The sequence below is a fragment of the Clostridium sp. OM05-9 genome, assembly GCF_003481465.1.
Taxonomy (GTDB): Bacteria; Bacillota; Clostridia; order Lachnospirales; family Lachnospiraceae; genus Coprococcus; species Coprococcus ammoniilyticus.
Map to the genome: position 1 here is coordinate 315129 of NZ_QULF01000005.1, position 15231 is coordinate 330359.

The following is a 15231-nucleotide window of genomic DNA, read 5'->3' on the forward strand; positions in this document are numbered from 1 at the left end:
TATAAACGGACAAAAAATATAAAAATAACCTTGTATAAACGGACAGAAATGCAAAAATAACCTTGTATAAACGGACAAAGATATGGCATAATATATATGAAAATATGAAAGAAGGTGTAGAATGAGAAGAAAAATAAAAAATGATATTTTGAATTTTTTGAATCAGGATGCCAAAAAGAAGGCTTTGCTTGTTACTGGAGCTAGACAGATCGGTAAAACATATATAATTAGAGAATGTATAAAGGAAACCACAGCTTCTTTTGTTGAAATCAATTTTATTGAGAATAAAGAGGCAAAAAAATTATTTTCGGATTTTAAAAATACACGCGATTTTTTGCTCAGATTATCGGCATTTACAGAAGGTGAATTAATAAAAGGTGAAACGATTATTTTTTTGGATGAGGTACAGGAGTGTAAGGAGATAGTTACGGCAATAAAATTTTTGGTTGAAGAAGGAAATTATAAATATGTATTAAGTGGTTCTCTTCTTGGTGTTGAATTAAAGGATATTCGATCAATTCCTGTCGGATATTTGCAGGTTATAGAAATGTATCCTATGGATTTTGAAGAGTTCTGTATGGCAAACAATGTGAGCCAACGGATATTGGACTCATTAAAGGATTGCTTTATAAACAAAAAAGTCGTAGATGAAGTTATACATGAAAAAATGTTGGAATTATTTCGCTTATATTTGATCGTTGGCGGAATGCCAGAGGTGGTTAAGCAATATATTGATACAAATAATCTTCAGAATGTTATTGATTTGCAAAGCCAGATTATAATGCAATATAAAAAAGATATTGCTAAGTATGATCCGGAAAGCAAATTATATTTGGAAGACATATTTGATCTGATTCCAAGTGAATTGAACAATAAGAATAAACGATTTATTATGAAAAATCTTAATGAAAATTTTAAGCTTTCCAGATATGAGAATAGTTTTATATGGCTGAAGGATGCAGGGGTTGCGCTTCCGGTATTTTGTGTATCGGAACCCATGTTACCGTTGCTTATATCCAAATCGACTAATTTATTTAAGTTGTTTCTTGCAGATGTAGGACTTCTTACAGCCATGTATGCAAATGGAATTCAAAAGAAAATGTTGATGAATGAGCTCAATATAAATTATGGTGCAATATATGAAAATGTTGTTGCACAGGAGTTGAAATGTCATGGATTTAATTTGTTTTATTATAACAATAATCGATCTGGAGAATTAGATTTTATTATCGAATATGAAAATTGCGTATTGCCTATTGAGATAAAATCAGGAAAAGATTATGAAAGACATGCGGCTCTTAATAATTGCATGAAAAATCCTAGATATAATATTCATGAGGCGTTTGTTTTCTGTAATGGTAATGTAAATAAAAAAGACAATATTATATATTATCCTATTTATATGGTAACATTTTTGAATAAGGAAAAAAAACTGGGAGATATGATATATAAGCTTGATCTAAGCGCATTAATAGAATAAAAATAATTCTATGTTCATTCCATCAGATAGACATAGACAAAAATTCCTCTGCATACATTGTAAAAATGAGATTTGCAGGGGAATTTTTTTGAGAGATTATATTGAAGAAAGAGCAGAAGAAATTGGACAATATATCGTAGAAAGCGGAGCGACTGTCCGGCAGACAGCAAAGAAATTCGGAGTAAGCAAAAGCACGGTACATAAAGATGTGACGGAACGACTGGTAAAGATCAATCCATTTCTGGCGGCAAGGATCCGGGTTGTTTTGGATGTGAATAAAGCGGAGCGGCACATCCGGGGAGGAATGGCGACGAAGGAGAAATATCTGCATGAGCGGGAAGAACAAGAGGGACAATGAATAAAAATATTTGTATAGATTGGTATAAGGCGAAAAGATATGGAGTCAGAAAATGACATGAGATGATGATGCAGAGAGGCAATTTGGAAAAGATTGCTTCTCTTTTTTAGTTTACTTGTGTTATCAGATGAGATTGGTTAAAATAAAAAATAGATATAACAAGGAGAATGTACGAGAATAAGGGGTAAAAGATAGTTAACGGAGGCGATTACAATGAGACAGAAGTTATGGAGAAAGAAAAAGTTTGTGGTAATGGCAGCGGCATTTGCATGTATTGCAGCTTTGTCCGCGTGTGGGAAAAAAGATACCGATTATAATGTGGATGTAGGTAATGGAGATGGCGGAAGCGTTCAGAGTAAATATAGTATTCCGGAATCGTGTGATACCACATTTGACGCAGGATCGACCGGGCTTAAAGAGATCCGGTTGACAGATTCGGATATTACTGTGCCGAATACCGGTGCAATGTATGTAGCTCCGGTAAAGATGAAAGAGATCGATCCGGAATATCGAAAAAATCTGGTAGAAAAGTTATTTGACACAGATAAGGGTGTCTATGTCTATTATGATATGGAGAATATGGACAAGCTGTCAAAGGAGGATATTCAGGAATATATCGATCTGTACGAGCAGCAGAAAAAGGCAGATCCGTCACATGCCGCGAATTATGATTCGGATATTGACCGTATGAACCGTTTGCTGCAAACGACTTCAAAGCAGAGAGAAAATGCGGGAGACTATTCCGTGGATGAATATATGGGTACAGTTGGTGATCTGGAATACAGAATCAGTTTTCCTCAGGAAGGGGAAAATGATACGCTTTTCCGGATAAAGGAGGATCTTCTGCAGTATCGTCCGATGGAAGGTGCGACCGGTGTATTCACATCCAGCCTGGAAGAATACAATACCGGCTTGGGTGATGAATATGGAGAGTTGGAATCGGATATTAATGAATGTTCACTATCGGTAGATGAGGCAAGGCAGATTGCTGAAGAATTTCTGTCAAAGATTGGCGGATCGGATGCGATTTTACAGAGTGAATCGGATCTGTGCTGGCTGTATCGGAACGATGGTTCGTCTGATCAGAATCTGCCGACGGTTGTTGACGGATATTCATTTGAATACATAAGATCGGTTATGGATCAGCCGGTGTCGGATGTAGCAGTCTGGACTGCTGATAATCTACGTCAGGCAAATGGATTTGTGAATGTTTCGATCGAAAAATATACGATTCAGGTAGATGCAAATGGAGTGACCGATGCTCTCTGGAATAGTTATCTAGAAGCAGATGGCAGCCCACAGGCGGTGGAACTGTTATCCTTTGATGAGATGCTTAAGAAAGCAAATGAGTCTATAGCAGCATATTACACCAAATATCCGACAGCATATAAGCAGATTGCATTTAACGATATTACGTTGTCTTACTATCTGAAACAGAAGGAAGATGGAAGCGGATTTGAATATGTTCCGGCATGGATCCTTGCGGAATATGAAGATCCGGAGGATCCGGAGCTGCCGGAGCAGGTTGTCATTCTGGATGCCAGAGATGGCTCTGCCCTCGACCTGATGAAGCTTGCCGAAGCAGTCGGCGGCATTTCCAGCGCAACCGAATAGAAAGCACAGCTTGTTTGTTACAGGACAGACTACGATACACGGTGGACATTCGGCTTGCCACCCTAGTTGACGGTGGAGGTCGGCGTGATGCTCTGGCTGGTACCTCCGGCTGTCAGGGTGTAGGTGCTGCGAACTTCAAGCTCCGGGCAACTGACGATGACAGAATTGTAGGACTTTGAAGTTTCATGTGACAGGAGTACATTTCCATCGGCATCGGTCAAAACAACAGTGGTTGTTCCATTTGTATTTGATGAAAGCGTTAGCATGTAGGAACACTGGGTAGAATCCGAGCTGAAGCTCTGCGCCATGCCGGAGTATCCGGTTGACAGGAAGTAACCATTTGTAATGGTTGCGGAGATGCCGTAGTCCAGTGCACTGTCGCCATTGCTCTCCGGTCCTTCGACATATACAGTTCCACCATTCATGTAGAAATAACCATTGCTGTTGATGCCATCTCCATCGGCGTTGATCGTAACAGTGCCGCCATTGATCGTGAGGACACAGGATTCGTCGGCATCCATGTCAAAGCCTCCTATGCTGCCCGGTGCATTCCCTGGCATCTGTTTGTTGTCAGGGAACTGTGTATTTTTGGAGCTTGCAGCATTGTCAGAGGAATTTGAAGTCTGGGTTTCTGAGGTGACGGCATTTGCATTCATAGTCACAACACTGTTGTTGGTTGAATTATCATATGGATCGGATTTGTTATCCTTACTATTCACACCTTTCATTTCTTATTTGATTTGCCCCGATTTATGTGGCTGTATACCACTGATCGATTCTGGTGCAAACAAGTTGCGCTTTCTATTCGGTGTATATGCCTAATTTGCTCATGCTCCTGTGCTACGAAAATGCAGCCCAATAATTGCTTATTGTAAAAAAGTTTCTATCTATAAAATAACAGCTATAACTTAAATCAACTTAAAAATATAGCCAAAGTATACCGCACCTGCTTTTATATCGCAAATTAAAAAGACTCGTAGTTTGGGATATTCCGGCTGCTGTGTAATTTGGCATAGGACGACTAACATTAATGTAGATTTCGTAATGAGATTTGCACTAGCTGATAGTAAGTTCTACTAATCTCAGACTACACCTTTGGTTTGTCTTCGCTAAGGTAACTTACATGGCACGCACTAACCTCAGGTCTCGTCTTTGACTCACCTTCGCTAAGTGCTCCGCTCAGACGTGCGAATCGAATAGAAATCGAAATGTGTTAGCGCCCTATGCCAAATAGCGCAGCGACCGGAATATCCATGTTTGCCAATCTTTTTAATTGCGATATAGGGGCAGGTGGGGTATAATCAAGGGTGAGTTGCCAGAGGTTTTTCTGGCTGAGAAACAGAAAAGGGGTTATCCTATGAGATTTATTCATATAGCGGACGTCCATCTGGGCGCTGTTCCTGATAAAGATAAAAGCTGGAGCAAAGAGCGGGCAGACGAGATCGAATCAACATTTGACCGCCTTTTGGCTGTGGCAGAAGAACGCAAAGTAGACCTGCTGCTGATCGCGGGAGATCTGTTCCATGCACAGCCATCCCTGCAGGATCTGAAGAGTCTGGATTATAAGCTGTCGAAGCTCACAAATACAAGAACGATCATGATCGCGGGAAATCATGATTATATCAGTAAAGGATCACCGGCAGAGAGTTATGAATTTACATCGAACACAGTGCTGATGCCGGCAGACACATTCAGTAATGCATATCTGGACGATATCAATGTCTGTGTGACAGGATTCAGTTTTGGACAGGTGGAATATACAGAAGATGTCTATGCGGATATCATGCCGCAGATGGAGGATGTGGTCAATATTCTGCTGGCACATGGTGGAGATGAGAAGCATATTCCGATCAATTTTCGGCAAATGGCAGAGGCGGGATTTGACTACTGCGCGTTGGGACACATCCACAAACCAAAGCATATCGTGAAGAATAAGATGGCATATCCGGGTTCGTTAGAGCCGCTTGATCGGACCGAGACCGGCAGACATGGATTTATCTATGGACAGATTAAGGACGGTGAGACGAAGATACGCTGGGAGCCATTTAACTGTCGAAGCTATATTAATCTGGGGCTTGCTGTGAAACCGGAATATAGCGAAGCAAAGATTCTGGATGTTCTTGCGAAGCAGATGGAGAATATGGGGACACAGAATATTTACCGCATTATTCTGTCTGAACATATGGCAAATGGATTGAAACCGGATTTTTCAGGTCTGATGAGAAACTACCGTATCTATGAGATCGTGGATAATACATTGTGTGAGTACGATCTGGACAAGCTTCATCTGGATAATGAAGATAATCTGCTTGGAAAGTTTATTGAACGATTCGCGGATGCAGAGGATGAGATCAGCAAACATGCATTAAAGTATGGGGTAGAAGCAATACTTGCAACTGGAGATAAGTGATCATGTATATAAATAAGCTGTTATTAAAGGAATTTGGAAAATTTAATAATAAAGAGATCCGGCTGAAAAAGGGCTTGAATCTGATCTACGGTGCAAATGAATCCGGTAAGACAACGGTGAAAGAATTTATTGTTGGCATGCTGTATGGAATCGATAAGACCAGAGGGATCGGAGCAAGGCTGGATAATTATGAGCTTCGCAAACCGGTAAACGGCGGTGGTTATTCCGGAAAGGCATACGCTGTAACAGATGACAAAAGCTATCTTCTGGAGCGGAATTTCCTTCGTACAAATAAAAATGCAACGCTGACAGAGATTGAAACAGGAAAAGAAGTACAGCTTAAGAATCCGAATTCTTATAAAGGCATCCTGTTTGATGTAGATAAAAGCACCTATACGAATACCCTTTGTATCGGAGAACATGGTGCTGCACCGGGGAAGGAACTGGCAGAGGATCTTGGCAATTATGTGGTAAATCTGACCACAACCCGGAATGCCGATATTGATAAGACAGAAGCGGTCCGGTATCTGAAAAATGAACGCCGGAATTTTGAAAATAAAAAGCTGGCAGCAGAGATCGATCAGTTAAATGAACAGATGGATGCGCTTGGAGATGTAGACGGAGATCTGGAAGCAATCCGGGAAGAACGCCGGGAAGAGCTGGATGCTTATAATATGGAGATCGCGCGGCTGAAACGGGAGGCAAGACAGCTTGTAAACGAGAAGAATGCAGCAATTCCGGATGAAGACGAAGATCGTACCAGAAGTCATATCTTCCTTGATGTGGAAGCGTTGGATGATGACGAGGAGTTCCGTCCGAAGACACAGAAAAAGCTGACTGACAATATATTTATTATAATGCTGACTGGTATTCTGGTTGTTGCCGCAGTTATGCTGGCGGTTCACTTGCTGAATTTCCAGAAAGCCATCCAGCAGTTATTTACAATCTGTACGATCGCATTTGTGGCTGTTACGATCATTGACGGATTATTCCGGAAGGGCTTCTTTGATGGAGCGGATGCAGTACCGGATGAGGCAGAATTCGACCAGATGATCTATGAGCTTGGACGTGCTACAGAATCCAGAACAGTCCGGATCGAGATCGACCGGAATTTTCAGGAAGCACATGATGCAAAATTAGAGCTGTTGAAGTTCAAGGAGCATGATGCCGTAGCAAAGCGGGATTCCTATTATGAATTAAAGGGCAAACGGGATGAGCTTCAGAAACGGTTTGAGGTGATGGAGAAGGAACAGAAGGCGATCGACCTTGCGATCCAGACTATCAATGATATATCGGTGGATATTTATAATGATTTCGGTGGCCGTTTAAATGAGAATATTTCGGAGATCGTCAGTATCATTACAGATGGCAAATATAACGATGTGAAACTGGATGAAAATATGCATATTTCGGTATTTGACGACGATCATTATATGCCGATCGAGTTCCTAAGCAGCGGAACGATTGAACAGATCTATCTGGCTGTCCGGCTGTGCATCGCAGGGCTTCTCTGCAAAGACCGTATGCCAATCATTGTAGACGATATCTTTACAGCCTATGATGAACACCGTCTGAAAAATGCACTCTACTGTATGAGCCGCATTGATACCGATCAGGTCATAATCTTTACTTCAAACAATGCCATTGGAGATATGCTGGATGATCTCTCTATGGAATATAATTATGTGGAGTTGTAAATAAATAATAGAATAAATGTAAAAAATCCCTGCCGGTTTTCGAGTCTGTGCTGCAACGTGTTTCAATCCCTAGCAGCACAGACTTGGAAACCGGCAGGGGTTTTGTTATATTCTATGGGAGTAAGAGTTGCTATTTATTTAATGCAGCAAGCTGAGCCTTTAGTGCGGCAATCTCTGCATCCTTTTCGGACAATGCGGCATCTTTTTTAGATAAAGCAGCATTTTTTTCGGCCAGAGCAGTGACTGCTTCATCCCGTTCTTTTTTTAATTCATCGATCATGTAGTTGACTGTATTCTCATCCAATTTTCGTAATGCTTCAGAAAACATGGTAACAACCTCCTCCGGATGATACAGATATTCTGACATATCCATACAGATGGCTTCCATCCACGGATAGTCGGATATCAGTACTGCAAGGTCATCCAGGGTAGTTGCCGTTAACAGGGATAACCATGCGTTAAGTTCGTTGATATCTTTAGAATACTTACTTTTCCGGAAGACGTCAAGGGCAACGACATAGTATTCTTGCAGAAGATGGAAGTCGATCCCGGTATCAAATGCTGCTTTTCCGTGATGCAGGTAGATATCAGATAATCTGGGATCGTTGCATTCTTTTGGACTGTTTTCAAACATCACGATCGTATAAACGGTTTTCAGATCCTGATAGGTGAATGTACTTCCCTTTTCTCCTTTTACTCTGGTGTACTGGCGGAGCAGAAGATCAGCAGAGTAGCAGGACATCCGTTCACCCGGAAATGTGTATGGGATTTTCTGGATCTCCACATTTGCGATCGAACCATCTTCTAACTGGACGATGATATCCAGAAGCAGGAGAGAGGTTGATGGCAGCATGCTGTCCTCATTTGACAGGATACATTTTACGGTTACTTTTGTGCCGATGATACTGCTGATCAGTCGTGATAACCGTTCCGGGTATATATCTGGGTTGAACAGCTTTTTGAAAAATGGATCATAGGTCAATGGCAGGCTTTTCTTACCTTTCATGAATTCCAGAAAGTTTGATTTCCATTTGTCAGGCCAGTTCAGATATGTCCGGTAAACGGATGGATTCTTCTTTAATTCTAATAGACATTCATCTTTGGTTCGGGATGGGAAAAGCTGTTTAATATTTGTAATAGAAGACTTTGACCTGTTACATTCTGATGTGGTCATGATATTATTGTTTTTATTTTCATTGTACATAAATTTATTTCCTCTTAATTTCCGGCGCCTGTTTTATCGACAAGGTCAGCTTACCAGAAATAAAAAGAAAAAGTTCATAAATGTAATAAATGGTATGTCTGGATGTAATAACTTGCATTTTTCAGCTTAAATAAGAAAATAAATCAAGGAGTTATAGAAAGAAATTATATAGCATCTTATCAAATGATAAAAGAATGGGTAAACAAATCAGTAAAGAAAATTAATTGTTTTTATCGTTTTATAAGAATATAAGTGTTAATGTTATATATTTATTTTATTTTGCTCAAGCACACCTTGAATCGTTGAATATGTTTTTTCTCTAATCTTTTCATTTTCAGCAAAAGTTTCAAAGTTATTAACGGCTGCATCTACTTCGGCAATAATATTTTCGCACTTTTTCTTTTTTATTCCCATTATATCTCCGGATTTTAATAAGTCCGTTAAGTTGATGTTATTAGTTTTATTATTAATTGTCATTTGATGGGCTCTGAGCCACTTGTTTGTTGGGTTGTCAATTGTAATCTGAGATGGCGGCTATGGAATCTCAGATTACAATTGACAATAAATCTTATTTATAACATAGAAAAACCCGCTTGCATCCAGCTCTATCGCAGGTAGGAATTGAAACATCAGTGGAACTTTCGTTATGAAATTTGCACTAGCTGTCAGCACCAAGCCCATGTTTGAGCCTGATAAGGCGAGTTTGGGCGACTGCTGACAAATAGGCGTGCAAATCGAATAGAAAGTGCAACGCGTTTCAATCCCTACCTGCAATAGAGCTGGATGCAGGCGGGGGTTTTTAGTTATACTTAATTACATCTCATAGTTATCAGAGATGGTATGTTTTTCTTTGTACTCAGTGATACGTGCGTTGATCCGCTCAGCAGGATCTAACAGCTCGCTGATAGAAGCATCGTGATTTAAGTGGTCGATGATCAGAGCGATGTACTTGCTCATATCGGCTGATTCGTACCAGTCCTTCTTGAACAGGTCAGGCATCTGGTAGGTCAGGTTGGTTGTGATGACCTTTTCGATCAGACCTTCTTCGTGGCACTTATCGAATACTTCAAGACCCTTTGTGAAGAGACCGAAGGTAGCGATACAGTAAACACGTTTTGCTTTTCTCTGCTTTAACTGTCTTGCAACATCGATCATGCTTTCACCGGAAGCAATCATATCATCGATGATGATAACATCCTTGCCCTCAACAGAATCACCAAGGAATTCATGAGCAACGATCGGATTTCTTCCATCAACAACGCGTGAATAGTCACGACGCTTGTAGAACATTCCGACATCGACACCTAACAGGTTCGCAAAGTAGATTGCTCTGTGCATAGCACCCTCATCCGGAGAAATGACCATCATATGGTTGTTGTCAATTTCAAGATCCGGTGTGGTACGGAGCAGGGTCTTGATGAACTGGTAGGTTGGACGTACATTCTCAAATCCGCTCTTAGGGATGGCATTTACGACACGAGGATCGTGTGCGTCAAATGTCACAATATTGTCAACACCATAAGACTTTAATTCCTGAAGCATAACGGCACAGTCAAGAGATTCTCTGGAAGAACGCTTGTGCTGGCGGCTTTCATAAAGGAATGGCATAATTACTGTGATCTTTTTTGGTTTATCAGTCATAGCGGCGATCAGTCGTTTCAAATCTGCATAATGGTCATCCGGAGACATACGCTGTGGCTGGCCTGCCATTGTATAAGTACAGCTATAGTTTCCGACATCAACCATAATATAGATATCTTTACCACGAACGGATTCATTCAGAATACCCTTTGCCTCACCGGAGCCGAAACGTGGACAATCGGCACTGATCAGGTAAGTATCAGCTTCATATCCGTGGAAAACAATGTTGTCTTTGTGTACATTGTCTCTGTTAGCTCTCCATTTTACGAGATAATGATCAACCTTTTCACCAAGGCCTGTACAACTTTTGTGAGCGACAATTCCGAGACTGCCCACGGGTATGGTTTCTAATTTGCTATCGTCTGGCATGATAAATATCCTCCATAATCTTATAGTGTAATGATTCGATACCTTATATTGTTAGTATCATTGATAGTATATATGCAAATGCAGAAGACTGCAATGCCATCAGTTAGAAGTTTTATTCTGGATCCGGTCTTTTCGTTTGGTGTAGCGGATATTTGTTCCATATAATGGAAATACCTTAAAGTCACCAATGATACGGGACATGATACGTTCCGTATACCGGTCAGAAAGCTCCCGCATACTCAGATTGGTTGAGATCAGAGTAGCAAGGGATCGGTTGTTGCGCATGTTAATGATCTCAAATAACTGGGAATTAACGAAAGTATTCGGAACCTCGGTGCCGAGATCGTCAATGATCAGCAGTTCACAGTTATAGATATAATCATATAACATCATCTTTTCTTTTTCACGCACATTACCCATTATAATGCCTGATAAAATATTTTCAAATAAATTTATTGAAGTCAGATAAAGAACTGTGTGTCCTTTGTCTAACAAAGCCTTTGCAATACAGTTGGACAGGAAGGTTTTCCCAAGTCCTGTTTCTCCATAGATTAGAATACCGGAGTGGGATTCGTCAAAATGCTCCACATAATCTTTGCAAGCTGCCAGAGTGTTTGAGGCATTCTCGTATGGCGTATGCTTATGCGTGCCATCATTCTCCCGGCTGTAGTAGTTCAGGGAAAAAGTAGAGAAATTCTCTCTCTCCAGGATCTCACGGATCGTGGACTGGTTGTACAGCTCGTCAATCACCTTCTGTGTCATACATTTGCAGGGATGGCTTCCCTGATAGCCGGTGTCGTGACAGAGCGGACATTCATAGATCGGTTCCAGATAATCTTCCGGATATCCGTGTTCTTTTAAAAGAGCTTTTTTATAAGCTGCCAGTTTCCGATTATTCTGGTTGATGTCTTCCATATTAACAGGCAGTTTTCGTATTCTGTTTCTTGCTGCCTGAATAGAAGAGGAAGCGATCTCCTGATCGATCTTTTTTATCTCAGGAATCTTTTCATATATTTCAGCTTTTCTATTGTCTGCCAGAATTTCATTTTCAAGACGCTTCCGTTGAAAGCCTGACAATATACTATCATAATCTATATTTTTCATAATTACACATAATCCTTATTTAGTGAGAATTTATCTCATCTAGGAACAACTGCTCCATTTCATCAAGCTCAGCCGACATGTCTTTTTGCTGGAATGAATTGAAAGCATTCGGTTTAGCATTGTACTGACTTGATTTTTGCGATGTATTTCGTTTTTTTGCTTCGTGATATTCTGTGCTTGCCTTGGCAATATCATCGACTGTTTTGACACCTTGTTTCTGCCATTTTTTCAGAATACCGTTGATATAGGCAAATGTTACATCGTGAGGATGCTGTGCAATTCCACGGTTGCAGGCTTCAATGATGACCGGCAGTTCAAATCCCATTTCCTTATTCCAGGAATCCATCCATGCGACTTCTCCTGTGGTTGGAGCTTTCCGGTTGATACCAAGTGCCTTAAAGACTGCACGGTACAATGGGTTGCCATTTTCAGCAGCTTCCTTTGCTTCCTCCAGTGTGTGGATGCCAGCCTGATACCAGTTTTTGGCAATGCCCTCTGCATAACGGAGATCCGGTTTCTCAATGCTGACACAGTATTCGATCAGATATTCCATGATCTCGGTGGAGAAGCCTAACTGATCGTGAATATAGATCAGGATCTCGATATCATTCACCGATAATTCTTTTCTGAAATAGGTTTCTGCTTCAAATATCACGTCGGCAAATGCATCATCTTCCTTTGCCTTTGCTGCAAGGGCGGCAGAGTAAGGCTGTTTCTCCGGAAATACAGACGCCGGTTTCTGAACCGGTTCCGGTCCTGATATGGTATTCTTGGTATGTACCGGTTTGCTTGCTGCTGGAACAGCAGGCTTCTTTTTCTTTTCCGGAAACTTTAATAAAGAGATGCTGTCGAGCGACAGGGAGGTGTCTGCCTCTTCCTTTGTTTTTTCATGCAGAGGAAGAAGGGTAATACCTGTAAGCTGGCCGGATGCATCGTAATCCAGACGTAATACGTCCTCGCTGATCCAGTACCGGATCGCACGGCAGATATCCTTCTCTGTAAGGTTGAAATGATCTGCAATATCAGCTACCGAGATCGGTGCTTTTGAGGACAACAGTCGGATAAGATATAGATAGACCTTGACAAATTCGCCATTTGCTTCGGTCATATAATAATCAATAAAATGATTCGATACCAGGGAAAATGTTTCCTTTGCTTCTGTTGAAATTGTAATGTAACTCATGGTAACTTTTCCCGCCTTTCATAACTTTTGGATGTCTCCAAACCTTCTCTGGTCAAGAAGTGCTCACATTATAGCATGTGTTTTTTAAATTGCAAATAGAACAAATGGTCGGTTGGAAAAATGGACAGGGATGTTGATTTTGTGGATAATGTGGAGAAGTTTTGGATAAAAAAATTATTTGTTACTAACACATCGGGAACAGGTGCTAAAACAGGGCATTTGTGAAAAAAAGAAAGTAAATTTTATGTAAACAAATGAAAAGAGCTGTATGAGGAAAACTCCTTCACACAGCTCTGTGGATAATGTGGATAATTATTTTTTTATCAGCTCATTTCCGATAGAATCGACATTTCCGGCACCCATAGTTATCAACAAATCATTTTTTTTGCAATTTTTCAATAAATAATTTTCGATGTCCATAAAGGATGGCAGATAGAACGCATCGGTTCCATAAGAAGCAATCTTTTCGGCGAGCTGCTTCGAGGATACCAGACCTGTGTCTTTCTCTCTGGCCGCATAGATATCAGCAACGATAACATGGTCACAGACACTTAAGACCTTTGCAAAGTCATCGAAAAGGGCATATGTTCTGCTGTAGGTATGAGGCTGGAATACACACCATAATTCATGGTAGTCTGTATTCTTTGCAGCGGAGAGGGTTGCAGCAATCTCAGTTGGATGATGTGCATAGTCATCCATGACCTTTACATTGTCGAGGATCGTTCCTTTATACTCGAATCTCCGCTCTGCACCCTTACAATGCAGCAGACCTGCTTTGATCGCATCGATTTCGATGCCAAGCTCTGTTGCGGCAGCAATAGCAGATAAGGAATTGTATACGTTATGCTTTCCAAATACATGAAGTGTGATGTCGGTGATCTCCTTTCCGTCGATCACAAGGGTATAAGTTGGGCGGCCAAATTCATCAAAGCGGATATTTGCAGCGCTGTAATGGTTCTTTGGATCTTCGCCGAAAGTAATAACCTGACACTTCAGATCTCTTGTTACGGTATCAAAATACTGCATATCACCATTTACAATGACTTTTCCGTTTTCAGGAGTCTTTGTTGCAAATGTGTGGAATGACTCCGCGATCTCTTCAATGCCGCTGAAGAAATCCAGATGATCCGCATCAACATTTAAGATAATGCTGATGTATGGTTTGAATGCGTGGAAGCTGTTTGTATACTCGCAGGCTTCTGTTACAAAGTAATCAGAAGAACCTACACGGATATTTCCACCGATATCATCGATGATTCCGCCAACGGAAATTGTCGGGTCAACGTCGGCCTCTAACATAATATAAGAAAGCATGGCAGTCGTGGTTGTCTTACCATGAGTACCGCTGACCGCGATGGAGTATTTGTAATTCTCCATGATCTGACCTAAGAGCTGTGCTCTTGTCAGCATAGGGATATTTTTGGATTTTGCAGCCTGAAATTCTTCATTATCCGGATGGATGGCTGCTGTATATACGACAAGGTCAATCTGATCTGTAATATTGCTTGCGGTTTGTCCGATATTGATCAGAGCACCCATGTCAGAAAGTTTATCTGTCATATGGGATGCTTTCATATCGGAACCGGTGACTTTAAAACCCTCTTTAATAAGAATTTCGGCAAGTCCGCTCATGCTGATACCACCGATTCCCATAAAATGTACATTTATTGGATGATTAAAATCAATTTTATACATGATGTTTCGCCTTCCTGAAAAGAATATTTGTGAGTATTATAGCATAGATAAAAAAGGAGTGGATTATTTTTTCATAAAAATTGAAAAGTTCAGAATTTAGTGTGCGATGCGGACAAAATGAAAATGAAAAATAGAAAATTATACGGTATCATGTCAAATATAGGCAGATTTCCGTGATTATTAACAGAAATTTGTCGTTTTTTTTGACATGGAAAACATAAATAGTTCACATATCGTTCATGAAATGTTCACATATATACTGTAACATACAATACGAAAGCTTTTCATATATTTGAATCCTTTCCCCCCTCATTTGGAGCCACCATTTTGGTGGCTCTTTTCTTTTTTAAATATAACAAAAGGTGCTTTCGTATATCCGTGCCGTGGTCTGGCGGTGTTATAAATATCTCACTGCGGTTTCTGTTCACTGCACATGTCTGATTCGTAAATGCTCCTGTGCTAACTCGTCCTTCGGA

The 15231-nt window shown here is 40.6% G+C and carries 12 protein-coding genes; 5 read left to right on the forward strand and 7 right to left on the reverse strand.

Annotation, left to right across the window (positions count from 1 at the left end; genetic code table 11):
• Positions 1 to 121: 121 nt before the first annotated feature.
• The 3 genes from DXB77_RS10325 to DXB77_RS10335 all read left to right on the forward strand — a co-directional run bounded on the left by DXB77_RS10325 (position 122) and on the right by DXB77_RS10335 (position 3452).
• Positions 122 to 1480 carry an AAA family ATPase gene (locus tag DXB77_RS10325; RefSeq protein WP_118663175.1) on the forward strand — a complete coding sequence of 453 codons (1359 nt, stop codon included), beginning with the start codon at positions 122 to 124 and terminating at the stop codon, positions 1478 to 1480.
• Positions 1481 to 1568: 88 nt separating this feature from the next.
• Positions 1569 to 1838 (forward strand): sporulation transcriptional regulator SpoIIID, encoded by a 270-nt coding sequence (gene spoIIID, locus DXB77_RS10330; protein ID WP_117784465.1) that lies wholly within the window; start codon positions 1569 to 1571, stop codon positions 1836 to 1838.
• A gap of 213 nt (positions 1839 to 2051) precedes the next feature.
• A complete protein-coding gene (locus DXB77_RS10335; RefSeq protein ID WP_118483124.1) occupies positions 2052 to 3452 on the forward strand; it encodes a DUF6034 family protein in 1401 nt (466 codons plus the stop codon).
• 62 nt (positions 3453 to 3514) lie between these two features.
• On the opposite strand, the gene DXB77_RS10340 is transcribed toward DXB77_RS10335, so the two are convergent.
• On the reverse strand, positions 3515 to 4171 hold the full coding sequence (locus tag DXB77_RS10340; RefSeq protein WP_147353814.1) for a carbohydrate-binding domain-containing protein: 657 nt from the start codon (positions 4169 to 4171) through the stop codon (positions 3515 to 3517).
• Between the two features lie 638 nt (positions 4172 to 4809).
• Here DXB77_RS10340 and DXB77_RS10345 point away from each other — a divergent pair.
• Positions 4810 to 5862 carry a DNA repair exonuclease gene (locus DXB77_RS10345; RefSeq protein WP_243100176.1) on the forward strand — a complete coding sequence of 351 codons (1053 nt, stop codon included), beginning with the start codon at positions 4810 to 4812 and terminating at the stop codon, positions 5860 to 5862.
• Positions 5863 to 5864: 2 nt separating this feature from the next.
• Entirely contained in the window at positions 5865 to 7559 is a 1695-nt protein-coding gene (locus DXB77_RS10350) for an AAA family ATPase (RefSeq protein WP_117808107.1), read from the forward strand.
• 130 nt (positions 7560 to 7689) lie between these two features.
• Here DXB77_RS10350 and DXB77_RS10355 read toward each other — a convergent pair whose 3' ends face one another.
• From DXB77_RS10355 to murC, 6 genes are all read right to left on the reverse strand, one after another.
• Complete coding sequence (locus DXB77_RS10355) at positions 7690 to 8763, reverse strand: PD-(D/E)XK nuclease family transposase (protein WP_118663178.1); 1074 nt, start codon at positions 8761 to 8763, stop codon at positions 7690 to 7692.
• Between the two features lie 261 nt (positions 8764 to 9024).
• On the reverse strand, positions 9025 to 9240 hold the full coding sequence (locus tag DXB77_RS12955) for a hypothetical protein (protein ID WP_147353815.1): 216 nt from the start codon (positions 9238 to 9240) through the stop codon (positions 9025 to 9027).
• A gap of 336 nt (positions 9241 to 9576) precedes the next feature.
• Positions 9577 to 10776 carry a ribose-phosphate pyrophosphokinase gene (locus tag DXB77_RS10360; protein WP_347559485.1) on the reverse strand — a complete coding sequence of 400 codons (1200 nt, stop codon included), beginning with the start codon at positions 10774 to 10776 and terminating at the stop codon, positions 9577 to 9579.
• A gap of 96 nt (positions 10777 to 10872) precedes the next feature.
• Positions 10873 to 11877 (reverse strand): ATP-binding protein, encoded by a 1005-nt coding sequence (locus DXB77_RS10365; protein WP_117808108.1) that lies wholly within the window; start codon positions 11875 to 11877, stop codon positions 10873 to 10875.
• A 19-nt stretch (positions 11878 to 11896) separates the two neighbouring features.
• Positions 11897 to 13060: a DnaD domain protein gene (locus DXB77_RS10370; protein ID WP_118663180.1), complete on the reverse strand. Its 1164-nt coding sequence runs from the start codon at positions 13058 to 13060 to the stop codon at positions 11897 to 11899.
• Positions 13061 to 13372: 312 nt separating this feature from the next.
• Positions 13373 to 14755, reverse strand: coding sequence for a UDP-N-acetylmuramate--L-alanine ligase (gene murC, locus DXB77_RS10375; protein WP_118663181.1), 1383 nt, complete (start codon positions 14753 to 14755; stop codon positions 13373 to 13375).
• Between the last annotated feature and the right edge of the window lie 476 nt (positions 14756 to 15231).